Annotated in this window: 12 protein-coding genes; 3 read left to right on the forward strand and 9 right to left on the reverse strand. The window is 68.8% G+C overall.

The window, feature by feature from the left end; translation table 11 throughout:
• Positions 1–2481: a bifunctional serine/threonine-protein kinase/formylglycine-generating enzyme family protein gene (locus GJ700_RS12275; protein ID WP_154374119.1), complete on the forward strand. Its 2481-nt coding sequence runs from the start codon at positions 1–3 to the stop codon at positions 2479–2481.
• Between the two features lie 16 nt (positions 2482–2497).
• Here the strand turns inward: GJ700_RS12275 and GJ700_RS12280 are convergent, their stop codons facing one another.
• From GJ700_RS12280 to GJ700_RS12290, 3 genes are read right to left on the reverse strand one after another with little or no spacing between them, the layout of a single operon-like run.
• A complete protein-coding gene (locus GJ700_RS12280) occupies positions 2498–2827 on the reverse strand; it encodes a hypothetical protein (RefSeq protein ID WP_154374121.1) in 330 nt (109 codons plus the stop codon).
• A 1-nt stretch (position 2828) separates the two neighbouring features.
• Positions 2829–3125, reverse strand: a complete 297-nt coding sequence (locus GJ700_RS12285; RefSeq protein WP_154374123.1) for a DUF1360 domain-containing protein — start codon at positions 3123–3125, stop codon at positions 2829–2831.
• Positions 3126–3132: 7 nt separating this feature from the next.
• The gene (locus tag GJ700_RS12290) at positions 3133–5460 is read right to left on the reverse strand and encodes a hypothetical protein (RefSeq protein ID WP_154374125.1); all 2328 of its coding nucleotides are present in this window, start codon (positions 5458–5460) and stop codon (positions 3133–3135) included.
• Between the two features lie 202 nt (positions 5461–5662).
• Here GJ700_RS12290 and GJ700_RS12295 point away from each other — a divergent pair, with 202 nt between their 5' ends.
• The gene (locus GJ700_RS12295) at positions 5663–6070 is read left to right on the forward strand and encodes an OsmC family protein (RefSeq protein WP_154374127.1); all 408 of its coding nucleotides are present in this window, start codon (positions 5663–5665) and stop codon (positions 6068–6070) included.
• Complete coding sequence (locus GJ700_RS12300) at positions 6067–6945, forward strand: pirin family protein (RefSeq protein WP_154374129.1); 879 nt, start codon at positions 6067–6069, stop codon at positions 6943–6945. Before GJ700_RS12295 ends, GJ700_RS12300 begins: the two co-directional genes overlap by 4 nt.
• 44 nt (positions 6946–6989) lie before the next feature.
• Here GJ700_RS12300 and GJ700_RS12305 read toward each other — a convergent pair whose 3' ends face one another.
• From GJ700_RS12305 to GJ700_RS12330, 6 genes are all read right to left on the reverse strand, one after another.
• The gene (locus GJ700_RS12305) at positions 6990–8564 is read right to left on the reverse strand and encodes an FHA domain-containing protein (RefSeq protein ID WP_154374131.1); all 1575 of its coding nucleotides are present in this window, start codon (positions 8562–8564) and stop codon (positions 6990–6992) included.
• 146 nt (positions 8565–8710) lie between these two features.
• Complete coding sequence (locus GJ700_RS12310) at positions 8711–9229, reverse strand: SH3 domain-containing protein (protein WP_229506957.1); 519 nt, start codon at positions 9227–9229, stop codon at positions 8711–8713.
• A gap of 7 nt (positions 9230–9236) precedes the next feature.
• Positions 9237–10943 (reverse strand): hypothetical protein, encoded by a 1707-nt coding sequence (locus GJ700_RS12315; protein ID WP_154374132.1) that lies wholly within the window; start codon positions 10941–10943, stop codon positions 9237–9239.
• A gap of 10 nt (positions 10944–10953) precedes the next feature.
• Positions 10954–13503 (reverse strand): FtsW/RodA/SpoVE family cell cycle protein, encoded by a 2550-nt coding sequence (locus tag GJ700_RS12320; protein ID WP_229506958.1) that lies wholly within the window; start codon positions 13501–13503, stop codon positions 10954–10956.
• Positions 13504–13538: 35 nt separating this feature from the next.
• The gene (locus GJ700_RS12325) at positions 13539–14576 is read right to left on the reverse strand and encodes a protein kinase domain-containing protein (protein WP_154374134.1); all 1038 of its coding nucleotides are present in this window, start codon (positions 14574–14576) and stop codon (positions 13539–13541) included.
• A gap of 126 nt (positions 14577–14702) precedes the next feature.
• A complete protein-coding gene (locus tag GJ700_RS12330) occupies positions 14703–15149 on the reverse strand; it encodes a hypothetical protein (protein WP_154374136.1) in 447 nt (148 codons plus the stop codon).
• Between the last annotated feature and the right edge of the window lie 16 nt (positions 15150–15165).

Here is a 15165-nt window from a genome sequence, read left to right on the forward strand (position 1 = left end):
ATGCAGACTGCCAGGGAAAAAATCCGCGAACTGCGTGCGCTGCACGAAGACGGCTTGCTGAGCCGGCAGGAATTCGACCGCCGCAGGAATGCGATCCTGGATGCGGAGTATTCGCCATTGGGGGGCCATTCCGCCGCGCCGGGCGAAGGTCAGTCCGCGCCGCCGGAACCGGCAGCCGCGACGGCGGCGCGTGGCGGCGCGCATGCGGGACAGGCGCCCGGCGTGCCCGGTGTGGCGCCAGCCGGCGCGTATGGCGATGCCGTCGCTGTCGCGCGCGCCCACGCGCAGCCCCGCCAGGGCACGGAACTGGGTTTGATGGCGGGCCAGGAAATCGGCCCGCAAAACCGCCGCTACCGGCTCGAGCGCCTGATCGGCGTCGGCGGCATGGGGCAGGTATGGCAAGCCACGGACCTGGCGACCCATGCGGAACTGGGCCACAGCGACCAGGTGGCGTTAAAAATCCTGCCGCCGCAATTGACGCAAAGCGCGTCGCTGGCCAAGTTGCTCATCGAAGAGGCCACGCAGGCGCGCCGCCTCGCCCATGACAGCATCGTGCGCGTGTACGACTGGGCGCAAGATCCCGCGACGTCCAGCTATTTCATCATCATGGAATGCCTGGAAGGGCAAGACCTCGACGCGTGGCTGGCGCACAGCGGCAGCGCGCCATGGGAGCGCATCGACCAGTTGCTGCGTCCCGTGGCCAATGCACTGGACTATGCGTGGGATAAATTCCGGCTGGTGCACCGCGACATCAAGCCGGGCAACGTCTTCCTGACCAGCCGGGGCGACGTCAAATTGCTGGACTTCGGTATTGCGTTGCGGGCGCGCAATGCGGGCAGCACCGTGGGCGTGCAAACGCCGAACGCGGGCACCAGCGGTTACCGCGCGCCGGAAGCGGGCGCCAGCCAGCGCCAGCCCAGCCCGAGGCTGGACGTGTACGCCGTGTCAGTGATGATTTACCAGATGCTGGAAGGGCGTATGCCGTTCGACGGCGCGCGCACCGCGCAATTCCTGCCGTCGCCGCCGGCCGGGTTGAATGCCGCCCAATGGCAGGTGCTGCAGCGCGGCTTCGCCTACGTGCAAGACCAGCGTCCTGAATCGGTGACGGCATTGCTGGACGCGCTGCACGCCGCCAGCGACGCGGCCGCCGCCCAGTCCAGCGCACAGGCCGAGCGCGAGCGTGCCCTGGCGCAGGAACAGGCCCAGGCGCAGGCTGCCGCGCAGGAGCGGGCGGAACGGGAAGCCGCGCAGCGCCGCCAGCAAAGCGAACAGCAGCAAGCCGAACGCGCCGCGCAGGCGCAGGCGGCGGAACAGGCCCGGCAAGCCGAACTGGCCGTCCGGCGCAAGCTGGAAGCGCAGGCCGCCGCCGCGGAAAAAGCGCGGCTCGACCAGTTGCGGCGCGAACAGGAACGGGAACAGCGCAAGCGCGCCGAACAGGAAGCGCTGGAGCGCAAGGCCCGCTTGCGCGAACAATTGCTGGCGCGGCGCGACGCCGATGCGGCGCAGGCGCGCCAGGCGCAGGAAGAACAGCAGCGCAAGGCCGCGCAACTGAAGGCCGATGCCGCCTACCGCGCGGAACAGGAACGCCACCGCAAGGAGCAAGCCGCCCGCAATGCGGCGGAACTGGCGGCATTGATGCCGTCGCCGGGCAGCGCCGTGGCCGACGCTTCCGGCGTGCTGCGGGACCGTTTCCTTGATGGCGCCGGTACCGGCCCGGACCTGGTGCTGATTCCCACCGGCCGATTCCAGATGGGCTCGTCGGAACATGAACGGCAGATTGCCGTCAAGGCCGGCTCCAGCAAACAGTGGCTGGACCGGGAAACGCCACAGCACTGGATCGGCATCGATTACCCGTTTGCGCTGGGCCGTTATCCCGTCACCGTGGGCCAGTGGCGCCAATTCGCGCGCGCCACCGGCTGGGAATCGCAGTCCGATACCGACTGGTCCGCGCCCGGCTTCGCGCAGCAGGACGACCATCCGGTGGTGGGCGTCAGCTGGTTCGACGCGCAGCGTTATGTGGCGTGGCTGTCGGAAAAAACCGGCCAGCAATACCGCCTGCCCAGCGAAGCGGAATGGGAATACGCATGCCGCGCCGGTTCCAAGAGCGCCTTCAGTTTTGGCGACGACATCAGCACGGACCAGGCCAACTTCGATGGCAATTTCACTTATGGCAGCGGGGTGAAAGGCGTGTTCCGGCAAGGCACGACGCCGGTCGGCAGTTTTCCGCCCAATGCGTGGGGCTTGTTCGACATGCATGGCAATGTATGGGAATGGATGCAGGACGTCATGCACGCCACTTATGAAGGGGCGCCGCTGGATGGCAGCGCCTGGATGGAAGGAGGCGACCAGGCGCGCCGCATGCTGCGCGGCGGCGCCTGGCTGTATCCGCCACGCTATTTGCGCACGGCGCTGCGCAACGCGTATTCCGCCGTGCTGGCCAATGACGTGGTGGGCTTGCGTGTCGCGCGCAAGCTGGTGTGATGCTGACGCGTGCGCTTCATGCCAGCCGGCGCAGCTTGTCCAGCATGGCCAGCGCGGGCGCATCCAGCGCATCGACCGCCACCCGCGCGCCGCGTCCCGTGAAGCGGTAGCGCCGCCCGGTTGATTTGCCGGTGACGACGAGTTCGCCGGCGCCATCGTGTACGAATACGGCGCTGCCGCGTGCGCCGCGTTGCACCGCTGCCGCCGTCGCCGCGGCGGCTGCGCTATCGGTCGGGCCGGACAATGTGGCCGGGCCGGCAGTTTCCCGCGGCGTGCGCGGCGCCGCTTGCGCATAGGCGGGGGCGGCATTGCGCGCCGCATCGAGTCGTTTGCTTCCACAGCACATGTCAAGGCTCCTTGTGTGACAGCGCGGCGCGCGCCGCTTCCAGCATGATGGCGGCGCCGGACAGGGCCAGCCACAGCAGCACGCCGCGCCGCCAGTCCGGCGCCAGCACAGCGGCGAATGGCGGCGCCACCCACAGGCTGAGACAATAAAAACAATCCATGGCGCGCCCGGCGGCACTGTCGCCGGCCAGGCGCCGCAGCGCGGCGATGCTGTCCCATGGTCCATCCTCGGCATACAGCAGGTGGCATACCCGCCATACGCCGAGCACCGCCAACAGCAGTTCGTACCATGGCGTCATTGCAGTGTCATCCCATGTTCCCGGCCGGCGCGGGCAGGGCCGGCGCCTGGTTGCGGTCGCGGCAAATGTCGGGACACAGTTCCGGCCGCAGCACCGTGAACGCGAACTCGAACGTATTGTGGTGCACGTAGCGCGGATCGCTGCAGCCATCGGTGGTGCGTTTCCAGGCCCGCAATCGCAGCAGGTAGGCGCAGCACACGGGGAAGTCGCTGCCCCGCAGCGTGACCTTGTAATCGCCGCCATACCAGTGCGGCCTTGGCGCGCCCTGGCCCAGTGCCGACAGGTAGTCCGGCCCCACTTCGAACGTGGGGTCCGGCGCAAAGGCGCCGTGCAGGCCGGTGCCGATGTCGAACGCCAGCGATACGCCGTATTCCGCCGCCAGCGTATAGCCGCCAAGGTGGCCATCCTGCGCGGTGGCCGGCACGCTGACCGTGAAGTGGATGGTCAGGGTATCGGACTCGGCCAGGCGCAGGATGTCGCACGCGCTGATGCAATACTGGGCCGGCGTGCCTTCATTGATGCAAATCTTGCGGATATAGCAGTCCGGCTCGTTCGTGCACAGGTGGACGCTGCCGGGGCCGCACGGGTGGAGCGGCGTGGGCGGCATGTGCGCCATGGCCTGGTTGTCGATGCGGATGAACACGGATTCCGTGCCGTGCTGGCCGCAACCGGGCAGCAGGCGCGCGGACGACAGGATCAGGTCGTCCGCCGCGTTGGCGGCATAGCCGACAAAGCGCAATTCGTACAGCGCATCGGGCGTCAGGGCGCCGCTGGCCAGCGTGTTGAAATAGAACAGCGTGTCGTAGTCGAACCAGATCACGCTGCCGCCAAAGCGGGGCAGGGCCGGATGCAAGTCTTCGTAATGGCGGCGCGTGATGATGACGGTTTCGCCGTTTTTCAGGATGGGCGTGAAGGCTGGCGCGGGCGCCGGCACCGGATTGCTGCCATCCCAGTAACTGCGGGAAAAACCGGCAAACGCGGGCACCGGCAAATCGTTCCATGGCCCGCCGTTGCGCGACACCTGCACCTTGAAGTAATCGACGTCGCTGCCGACCGCGCCCCGGATTAGCAGGTTGCCAAGGAACGGGCGGTCCCCGGCGCTGGCGGCCAGCGCATAGCCGCGCAAGTCGGGCGGCCCGGCCGTCACCCCGATCTGGTTCACCGTGGTGCAACCGACGAACGTCACTTGCAGGCATTCAGGGCATTCCGGGTCGCGGCATACGGGCAGGCAGCACGCCAGCTGGTTGGCCAGCAGGGTCACGTGCAGGCTGGTGGGGATATCCCAGCGGGTTTGCGCATTGGTTTCACTGTGAATCACGCGCACCTGGCCGTCGCACAATTGCGTGACGCGGAACACCACGTCGGGCGCGCAGTCGGCGCGGTCCCACCACGGCCACACGTGCAATGCCGCCAGTTCCGCCGATGGCGGCAGCACGGAAAGCAAGTTTTCCGCCGAGACCGGTTCGCCCGCCACGCCCGGCACCATGGCGGCGGGCGCGCGCTGCGCCAGGCCGGCTTGCGCGGCGATCTGCTGCAGGTACACGGGGTCCGGGTCGGGGCCGGGCGGCAGCGGCGGCAGCGCAATGCCGTGCCGGTTCAGCAACGCATGGACCTGCGCCACGAGGTCGGGGTCGATGGCCCAGTGCTGCAACAGCCACGGCCACCAGCGCAGGCAGCACCAGCGGAACCGTATCGTGAAGTTGCCATTGATGTCGGTGACGGCGGAAGCGATGAAGTCGCGCCGGTACCAGATGAAGAAGCGGTCGACATCGTAGGCTTCCACGGTGGCGCCGGGCACCGGCGCGTCGCAGAAGCGGTAATGTCCCGTGTGCGGATCGTAATACCAGTGGCGGCAAACCATGCGGCCCCGGATCGTGTACGTGCGGCAGCAGAACAGCCAGCAAAAGTACAGCGCCGGCGTCACGGCCAGCGCACCGACGGACAGCGGGGCAAGCGCAATGTCTTCCGCGGCGCCGTCGTTGTCAGATTCCTTGCCGGATTCCGTGGCGGATGCGTCCGCCCGGTCCCGGGCCCGTGGCGGACCGAGGTCGACCTCGATGGCGACGGTATCGATGGCCATCAATTCCATGTCGCTGATGTCCGGCCCCACCAGCAGCCGCACGGGGCAAGGCCAGCGCGCCCCCGGCAGCCGCACCGGCTCGAAGCGGACGGAAAACGGCAGCGCCGCGTCGGGTGCTTGCGCCGTGACCGTGGCTGAACCCAGCACCATGCCGTCGCGCACCACGGCCACGCGCAGCGCCAGCGTGGCGTCGAAGTCGCCGGGGGGAATCCCGCTCAGGTCGATGGTCCCGTTGATTTCCAGTGTTTTGCTCATGGCCCGCTCCCGTCAATGGCTGTCGATAACTGGAATCTAGGTGGGGCGGTGCGGCGCGGCCAGCCGATTCTCGCGGGCGCTTGATGCGGGTCATACGCCAATCTGTCGAGTTCGCTTGCCGCACTCCCCTGGATGGGGTAGGCGGGAGCGGCGCAAACGGTGTACATTGTGGTTTCTCAGACTTAAGCTTGCCAGGATCACCATGACCATTACAGTGAAACGCGACCAGTCGCTGGCCATGCGCCATATTGCCCACGTGCGCAATCACATCATTTCCGTGGACGGTACCGTGGAAGAGGGCGGCGATGACGCCGGCCCCGGCCCGCACGACCTGTACGACGCCGCGGTCAGCGCGTGCAAGGCGCTGACCGTGGTGTGGTATGCCAAGCGCAAGGGCTACCCGGTGGAAAACGTCGAAGTCACGACGGAGCGCGACGCGAGTGACGAGCGCAAGGGCGTGTACCGCCTGGCCACCACCTTGCACCTGACGGGCGACCTGACGGAAATCCAGCGTGCGGAATTGCTGTCGGCGGCGCAAAAGTGCCCCGTGCACAAGCTGATGACGGCCGTCACCACGGAAATCACCACGACGCTGGCGGAGGCGCCATGAGCGTATCGACCGTCCTCAAAGGCCACGAAAAAGACCTCGGCGGCGGCATGATGGTGCGCCGCTATTTGCCGTCCGGCGCCAAGCAGGCCGTGGGCCCGTTCATTTTCTTCGACCATTTCGGCCCGATGGATGTGGCCCCCGGCGCCAACCATGACGTGCGTCCGCATCCGCATATCGGACTGGCCACCGTCACGTACCTGTTCGAAGGCGCGATGGACCACCGCGACAGCCTGGGCACGTTCCAGCGCATCGAGCCGGGCGCCATCAACCTGATGACGGCCGGTAAAGGCATCGTGCATTCGGAACGCACGCCGCAAGACCTGGTGCAGCAGCCGCACCGCACGCATGGCCTGCAATTGTGGCTGGCGCTGCCGAAGGCGTTCGAGGAGTGCGAACCGTGCTTCGAACACACGCCATCGTCGGCGATTCCATCGTTCGACGTCGATGGCGCCAAAGTTCGCGTGCTGATCGGCACCGCGTTCGGCAAGACTTCACCCGTGAAGACTTATGGCCAGACGCTGTACCTCGACGTGGCGCTGCAGGATGGCCAGCAACTGGGCCTGGCGGGCTTGCCGGAAGAAGCGGCGATTTACCCCATCAGCGGCGAGGTCGACATCGACGGCGTGCCGCTGGCCCTGCACACGATGGCGCTGCTCGATACCGGCACGGCGCAGCGTGTGACGGCCCGCTCCGGCGCGCAATTCGTCATCATCGGCGGCGCCGCGCTGGATGGCCACCGTTCGCTGTTGTGGAACTTCGTGTCGTCGAGCAAGGAGCGGGTGCTGCAGGCAGCCGAGGATTGGGAAGCTGGCCGGTTCCCCCAGGTGCCGGGTGAAACCGAGCGGATTCCGTTCCCGAGGCGGACGCCTGCCTGATATCGGCTTCGCCGTACTGCAGGGAAGTGCGGGAAGTGCGGCGGTCAGGCCGCCGTCATGTCGGACGCCGCCACGGTGCTGTGCAGGTCGTCGGCGCCGGTGCAGATGATCCAGCTTTCCGGATACGGTTCGGCGGCAAAGCGCGTGTGGCGGGGAACGCGGCTCAATTTATCGAGCGTGGTGGCGGGCGCCAGCGCGGTTTCCTTGCCGGACAATTGATCCATGTGCCAGAAGCCGCCGTTATGGTGGACGATCAGCGGCAGCGCGCCGGCCTGCGGCGTGGCGATAAACGGCGGCATCGGGTAGCCGGGATGGGTGTCCGGCATCAGGATGTAAAAGCATTCCGCATGGCGACCATGGTCGGTGCGGTGCAGGATCACGCCGTGCGGCATGATGGCCGACACTTCCAGCGTCACCACGCCCTTGATGCTGGCCGTCAGTTCGATGCGCATGCCCTGGCGCAGCCGCACGGGCTGGTGCTTGCCGGGCCAGACGCCGTCCAGCAGCACGCCATAGCGCGACACGTCCTCGATGTCGAAGCCGCCCTGCACGGCGCGGCGGATCACCGCATGGCGGCCGGACACGCGGCGCGTCAATCCGTTGGGGTGCTGGCCGTCTTCGGCATAGTGCGTCAGCAGCACATGGGCTTCCGGATCCACCAGTTCGAAACGGCCGATCACGCATTCGTCCATTGCAAACAGGCGGATATGGCGCTGCGCGCCCGCATCCGGCGCCGCGTTGACGAAACTGGCCATCCGGGACGGATGCGGATGGGCGGGCGCCATGCGGGGCATGGCGATTTCAATCAGATCCTCGTCCCACGCGATGGTGGAAAAGCCCAGGTCGACCTTGCCCTGCGGGGCATCGAGGTTGACATGGGCGATGCCGGCGTTGCGCGCCGTGACGTCGATATCGAGACTGTCGCCGCCTTGCGCGTGCACGCGCGCAATCGATGCGTCGTCGGCCATGACGCGCACGTTTTTATGCGTGCTGAGGAAAATGCGGTGAATTTCCGTCAACGTGGCGTCGGCACGGGGGACCAGGATGACAAACACGGATTCCCAGCGGCGCGCCGGCACGCCATCGGCCATGCTGGTGACGGTCACGCTGATCTGGTACTGGCCATGCTCCTTGCCGCGCGATGAAAATTCGACAAAGACGGGCCGCCAGCCGCCGTCGGCGGCGCGGGAGAATTGCTGGCGCGTGGCGCCGGCGTTGCCGGTGTTCTGGATCAGTTCCGAGCGCACTTCGATACCGAGTTCCGTGCCCGGATGCTGTGCGCAATCGGCGGGCATGCCGCGCAACTCCATCTTCAGCGTTTGCCGTCCGCCGGCTGCGCGCGGATCGAAGCCGCTGATGTGCAACAGGGAACGGGCTTGTGGTTTCGCCATCAGGCCCGGCATCAGGTCGGGCGGGGTGGTGGTGGCCAGCGGCGTGGCCTGCATCGCCTGGACGTGACCGTGCGCCGTGGCGGGACCACGGGAACGCATGGCACTGAGTAATTCGTAACTGGTTGGCGCGGCGGGCGCAGGTTGTGCGTGTCCACCCGCGCAGGCGGGATCGCCTGGCAAGACCCAGTACGTGCAGTGCGGATGATCCGGGTTACTGCATTTGTTCATGGCTGTTCGACCGACGACATACCCCAGAGTGTATGTGGTTTATGCGGCCGGTGGCAACAGCAACAAGGCCGTTTTTCTCCCGTTGTTCCACGGATTGACGCGAGACCGCCACGTTCGCGCGCCGATTGCCATGTTGGCAACTCTTGTCAGCGCTGATTATCGTGTTCGGCCATGCGCCGCAGCCACAGGCTGCTGACCCAGCCCGTCAGTTCGCGATCGCCGCTGTGCGACCTGACTTGCCACCAGTCGCCATGCCTGGCCCCGGTGGGCGTCAGCAGCGCGCCGGCCGGGATCACCGCCAGGCGCACCGATCCGACATCGGCGTCGGCGCGCAAGTTCAGGCTGCGGTGGACGCGGAACGGGCGATTGACGGCGGCGTTGGCCGGCGCGGACAGGGCGGCGGCATCCGCCATGGCTGGCGTGACTGGTTGATGTGACAACGCCGGCGCGCCCAGGCCCGCCGCCAGCGCCAGCGCGCTGCCGCACGCCCACGTGCCGCCCGCCACGATGAACAGGCCGCGCACCGTGGGGCGGCGCCACCAGCCGGCCGGCGTCACATGCGCGGCCAGCACCAGTGTCAGCGCCAGCCCGGCGACGTAGCACAGCGCGGCCATCGGCTTGGCCCATACGGCGCCGCACAGCATCAAGAGCAAAAGCAGCAACATGGCGGCCTCACGCGTCGAACCGCAGCACGTAGTGGCCCGCCGCCACGTGGTGGCCGGGCGGCAGCAGGTAGGGCGCTTCCGCGCTGGCGGCGCCGATCGATGCGACGAATTGCAGCTGGCCGTCCAGGTGGTACAGTGCCTGGCTCGCGGCCAGGCGGGCGATGCGCACGCCCTGCGGCGACATTTCAAAGCTGAACGCTTCGCGCGACAGGCCGATGCGGTCGGCGCTGGCCTGCGTGCCGCCGCAATGCAGCAGGCGCGGCGAATCGAGCAGGCGGAGTGGCGCCAGCGCAGGCGCCTGGCGGCCAAAGCGGTGCCGTCCCGCCAGCGGCAATTGCACGCTGGCCTGTTGTGATAATGGCAGCAATGCGCAATAGCGGTCCGCCATGGCGGCGGGCGGCGCCAGCACGTGGATGGCGCGGCCGCCCGGCTGCTGCAGGGTGGCGGGCGCCGTCACGGCCTGGTGCCCGCCCGGCGTCACGGCATGCAGGGCGTCGTCGGCATCGATGGCCAGGGCAACCCCGTGCTCCGGCCCCTCACCCAGCGGGCCCAGCGGGATGTCGAGCCGCCGGGCGCCCGTCTCGCGGTAGCGGCTCAGGCGGGGCAGGGCCAGCGCCGCCAACGTCACGCGCTGGCGCGCCATGGGCACATAGGTGGCGTCCGATGCTTCGGCCACGGCTGCGGCGGCGCGGGGCGCTGCCGGGGACACAGGTTGCGGCAGCGCGGTGGCGTCGGCGGCCGCTTGCCAGGTCGGGACCTGGCGTGCCAGGGCGCCGTCCGGCTGGTCCGCCGCAGGGCGCGGCTGCCAGACCGCATGGCCGCGCTCCGGCGCACTGCGCGCCGGACCCGTCGCCGCGTCTTGCGCTGTAACTGTGGCAACGGCGGCCGGTGTGGCGGCCGGGCTGGCAATGCCATTGCCCGCAGCGTTATCGCGTCCGTCAGCATGTCCACTGGCGGGAGTATCCGCCATGCGGTGCGCGGCAGCCGGCACGCTGACCCGCAGCAGCAACTGCCCGTCGGCGCCCTGGCCAGCCGCCATGCCGGCACGGGGACGGACCGCATAGTGGCCGTGCGCGGCGTCGAAGCGGCATTCAAAGGCGTCGCGGGGGCGCGCCTGGACGATCGGCTGGGCGCCGGGGCCGTCGTTGAGCAGCAGGATGGCGCCGCCGGGCGCCGGCGGCGGTTCGCCGGGGCAGACGGCCCATCCGGCATCGGTGCCCAGCAGCGCCAGCCGCTGGCCCGCATACACGGGGCACACGGGTTTCCACGTCACGCCGTCGCGCGACACGCTGGCGCTGAACGCGATTTTTTCCCCCTGCGCCGGCAGGTAGACGGCATGGCCGAAGCGCACGGACACGGCGCCCGGCGGCACATCGTCGCTGCCTTGCACCAGGTAGCGCACGGCGTCGCCGCCCAGCAGGTCGGCGAAATCGCGCTGGTGCAGCGCCGCCAGCGCCTGTTCCAGTTCGCGCGCGCGGGCGCCGCGCGCCAGGTGGTAATCGTCGTCGATGTCTTCCTGTGGCAGCGTGACGATCACATGGGCAAAGCAGCGCGTGGCGGCGCGTCCACGCTGTTCGCGCGGGCTGCGCTCGAGCAGGTCGCGCAACAGCGGGCGGCGCGAAAACAGCGCGAAACCGGGCGCCTGCCAGATGGCTTCCGCGCAAAACAGGTCTGGAATCGCTTCCAGGGTGGCTTGGTGGGCATAGACAGGCATGGCATTCTCCTTACGACGGTTGCACGGCATCCATGCTGACCGCTAGCAGGGGGCACAGGAAAAACAGGACATGGCTGCCGCCGGCCGACATGAAACTCATCGGCTGGCCCATGACGGGGAAGATCGCCAGGTTGGTGCCCCACGACAGCAGAAAGTGGCCAAACAGGAAAGCCGCGCCGCCGCACAGCAGGAAACAGTGCAAGCGCTCGCGCCACGCGGGGCGGAACCCTTGCGCCAGCACGGCGCGCCGGTGGCAGGCCATGGCCTGGCGCAGCAAGCCGCCTAGCAGCGCGGCTTGCACGGCCCACAGCAGCAGTGCGCACAGGAGGCCGTGACGGTACATGAAAAAGGACGGTGCAAAATCGTCCTGCACGGCGGGGATGCCGGCTGCCGCGCCATCGGGCATGCCCGCCGTGCGCAGGCCCAGCATCCGGTCGGCGCCCAGCCAGCCGCCCGCCGCGATGGCGCGCGCGCCTTGCAGCCACTGCTGCCCCGTGTGCGGGTGGTCGGCGGGCGCCAGCCAGACCTGGAAGCGGTCTGCATAAAAACTTTGCGGCAGGCGCGCCAGCACGCCGGGGCCGCCGCTGTGCAGCGCCCAGATGCCAACTGCCAGCGCCAGCGCAGCCGCCACCAATCCGCACCCGAGCAGCACGCGCCGTGCGGCGGCGGCATAGGCCAGCCCGATACAGCCAGCCCATACGGCCAGCAGGATCAGGGGAGAATAATCATCCACATACACCAGCGCCATGGCCAGCAACGCGCAAAACAGCAGCGCGGGCGCGGCCAGCGCCAGCCAGCGCCAGCCCCGCTCCGGCCGTCCGCCCAGGTGCAGCGCCAGCCCGTGCGCGGACAGCGCCGCCAGCGCCAGCTTGGCCAGTTCCACCGGCTGCACGTCGAACACGCCTGTTTCATCGCCCCACAGCGCTTGTGCTCCCAGCGCGGCCAGCGCAATCGCGGTCAGCGCCGCCAGCGCCCATTCGGCGCTGCGCTGGTCCAGTGCCCGCGCAAAGCGACGACGCCACAGCCGCCACAATGCCGCGATGGCGCTGCCGACGGCCAGCAAAGCGGCGGTTTTATGGTAATGGCGCAGCCCCGCCAGGTCCGGCGCCGCCAGCCCCAGTTCCAGTTGCATCAGCAAGCCCGCCATCGCCAGCACCAGCGCGGCGCCGACCGGCGCGGTGATCCGTCCCGGCGGCGCCAGCCACAATGCGGCGCCGGTCACCGCCAGCAGCAGCGACAGGGCGGGGGCGGGCGGCGCGCCGCTGCGCTGCGCCGCCATGGCTGCCACGCCCGCCGCCAGCACGGCGATGGCTGCCGCCGACAGTACAGCCATCCGCTCCGCCATCGGGCCGATGGCGGCGGCAGATGACGGGACCCCGGCCAGTGCAGTGGCCGGCGCAATGACCAATGCAATGACTATTGCAACGGTCAACGCACCGGCGGCCAGTCGTCCCTGCCCGGTCCCGGCTTGCCACCATGGCGTGCGCTGCCGCCAATGCCAGCTGACGGCGGGCGAGGCGGTATCCGGCGTGCGCGCTTCGCTGTACAGCGCAACGTGGCGCGCCGGCGCCAGTGTCAGGACCTCGCCGGACAGGTCGCTGACGGTATAACGGGTCCCGGCCACCGACAACGACGCCACGCCGGCCAGCGGGACTTCGACGCGCCGGGCATCGGTGACGCCGGACGGGCCATGCGTCAGCAATGCCGCGCCGCCATCGTCGAACGGCCCGGCGGCAAACCGCAAGTGGCCGTTGCTGCGCGCCACGGTGGCGGCGCCCGGCGGCAGTGCGGGCACGCCGATCCGGTTGCCGCAATGGACATGGCCGCCGACGGCCAGCGGCGTGGACAAGGTGGCAAAACGGGGAACGGCCCGGTTCCACAACGCTGCAATGCGCGAACCCAACGCGGCATCTGCGCACGGCGGCTGGGCGCCGCCATCGCGGTACAAAGTGGCGCCGTCATAGCGCCATCCATGGCCGGCATACTGAAAAATGATGAATGCGGGCGTCGCCTGCTCGACGGTAAATACCGCGCCACCCGCCTGGAACGCCGCCGCGCCCGACAGCAAGGCGCCCGCCAGCCTCACGTCAACGCCGACCCGCTGGACGCCTGCCGGGCGCCCGGAGCTCAGGTTCAGCACATGCCACGCGCCAGCCGCATCGCGGCGCAACTGGAGGTGTGCAGCGTCGGCGCGGGTTGCCGCCAGGTCGGCCGCACCCAGTGTGACGGCGCCGCCCGGCGCAAGCCGGACCTGGATCGCATCGGGATACCAGGCGGCAGGCGCCTGCCACAGGGCCCAGGCTTGCGCCAGTATCAATGTGCCCAGGGCGGCGATCAGCGGGGCGCGCGCGATGCAGGATGCCATTCCCCGGGCGGCAGCCATGGCAATACCGAAGGCTGGCCGCGCCGTGACGGGGAAATTGCGGCGCTTGCCGATGCCGGTGGCCTTTGCTGCAGGCATTGTCGTTACGGCAGGCAGGCGCACCATGCGCCCGTTCGGCCGCATCCGGGCCAGGCGCGATTGCAGTGATTGCAGCAACGCGGCGCATTTCGCATGCATGGCGTGGCTGCCAGAATGACCCCGTGCAGCCGCCCTCACAGCGCGCTCCCGCGGGCCAGGGCCTGGCGGGCCGGCGGCATGGCGTATGCCAGATTCGCTATCGCTGTCTCGGCCATAGCGCCCGAATGCCCGGCCGCAGCGGCAATCGCGGCCAGCGCGCGGCTGATGTCGAGCGCATGGCGGGGGCGGGCGGCGGGATCGGGATCGAGCAGGCGGCGCAGCAAGTCCAGCGCTGGTTGGGCGGCCGCACCGCAAGCCTGGGCAAACGCCGCCATTTCATCGGGAAGCAGGGTAGGCGGCGCCACGCCGCCATGGCGCGCCAGCACGATGTCCGCCGCGGCCCGGGGATCGTCGCGCCGGGCCTGCCCGCATTCGCTGCCGTATTGCAGCGGCACGCCACCGGTCGCCATGTAATAGAACAGCGCGCCCAGCGCAAAATAATCGCTGGCGGCGCCGGTGCGGTAGCCGCCTCCGGCGGCGGGAAAGAATTGTTCCGGCGCCTGCCAGTTGGCGGTCCCCGCATAGCTGTGTTCCTGCGCGGCGGCCAGCCGCCGGTTGGTGCCGAAGTCGGCCAGCTTGACCAATCCCAGCCCCGTATCGGCCAGCACGTTGCCGGGTTTTAAATCGAGGTGGCGCCAGCCATATTGATGCACTTTCCCCAATGCCTGGTTCAGTTGGCCCATCCATGCCAACACCGTCGCCAACGGCGGCTCGTCGCCGGCGTGGCGCAGCGCCTGCATGTGGCGGCCCAGGTCGCAGCTCATCAGTTCCAGCGCCATCACCGGTAAACCGCGATGGCGGCCGCAATCGAGCAGGCGCACGATGTGGCGCTCGTCCCACGGGGCCAGCGATTCCAGGAAATCGATTTCCGCTTCCGCGCTGGCGATCCACCGTTGCCGCAGCGCGGGGTGGGCTTGCGCCATGTGCGCTTCATTGACCAGCTTCAGCGCCACGTCGCGCGTGCCGGCGGGGGCGGCGGCGCGCCATACGGCGCCGTAGGCGGAGCCGCCGATCCGTTCAATCAGCCGGTAATGTCCCAGTTCCAGGGGGATGATGGTGCCGCAGCCGTCCATGACGCTCCTTTTGCGGCGGTGCGCCGCGCATGGCAATGGCTAGCGGGGGGAATGAAAAACGGCCTGGCGCTCGAAAGCGGCAGGCCGTAATTGCAGTATCGACGGTCCTGAATGGACCGGTGTCAATCAGTCGCCGTGGCGGCGGTGACCATAACCGTGACCATGGCCACGGCCGTGGTGGTAGTAGTAGTCGCGGCCGCGGTACTCGTTGTAGTACACGACCGGGCGGGCCGGTTCCACATAGACCACGCGGGGCGCCGGACGGTAGTAATAGCGGGGCGCCGGTTCGTAGTAGACGGGGGCCGGCTCATAATACACCGGCGCCGGCTGGGCATACACGCGGGTCGACACGTAGCCACGGCCATGGCCGCCGCTCAGGCTGTTGCCCACGGCTGCACCCACCAGGCCGCCGACCACGGCGCCGCCGGAACCGCCATTCTGGCTGCCGATGGCGGCGCCGATGACGGCGCCAGCGGCGGTATTGAAATCACGGTCGCCCGCAGCGCTGGCGGTGGACGTAATGGCAACGGCGCCCAGCACGGCAACTGCACTCAAAAATTTCTTGTTCAGCATGATGGTTTCCCCTTTT

The sequence above is a fragment of the Pseudoduganella rivuli genome (assembly GCF_009674485.1).
GTDB classification, from domain to species: domain Bacteria; phylum Pseudomonadota; class Gammaproteobacteria; order Burkholderiales; family Burkholderiaceae_D; genus Rugamonas; species Rugamonas rivuli_B.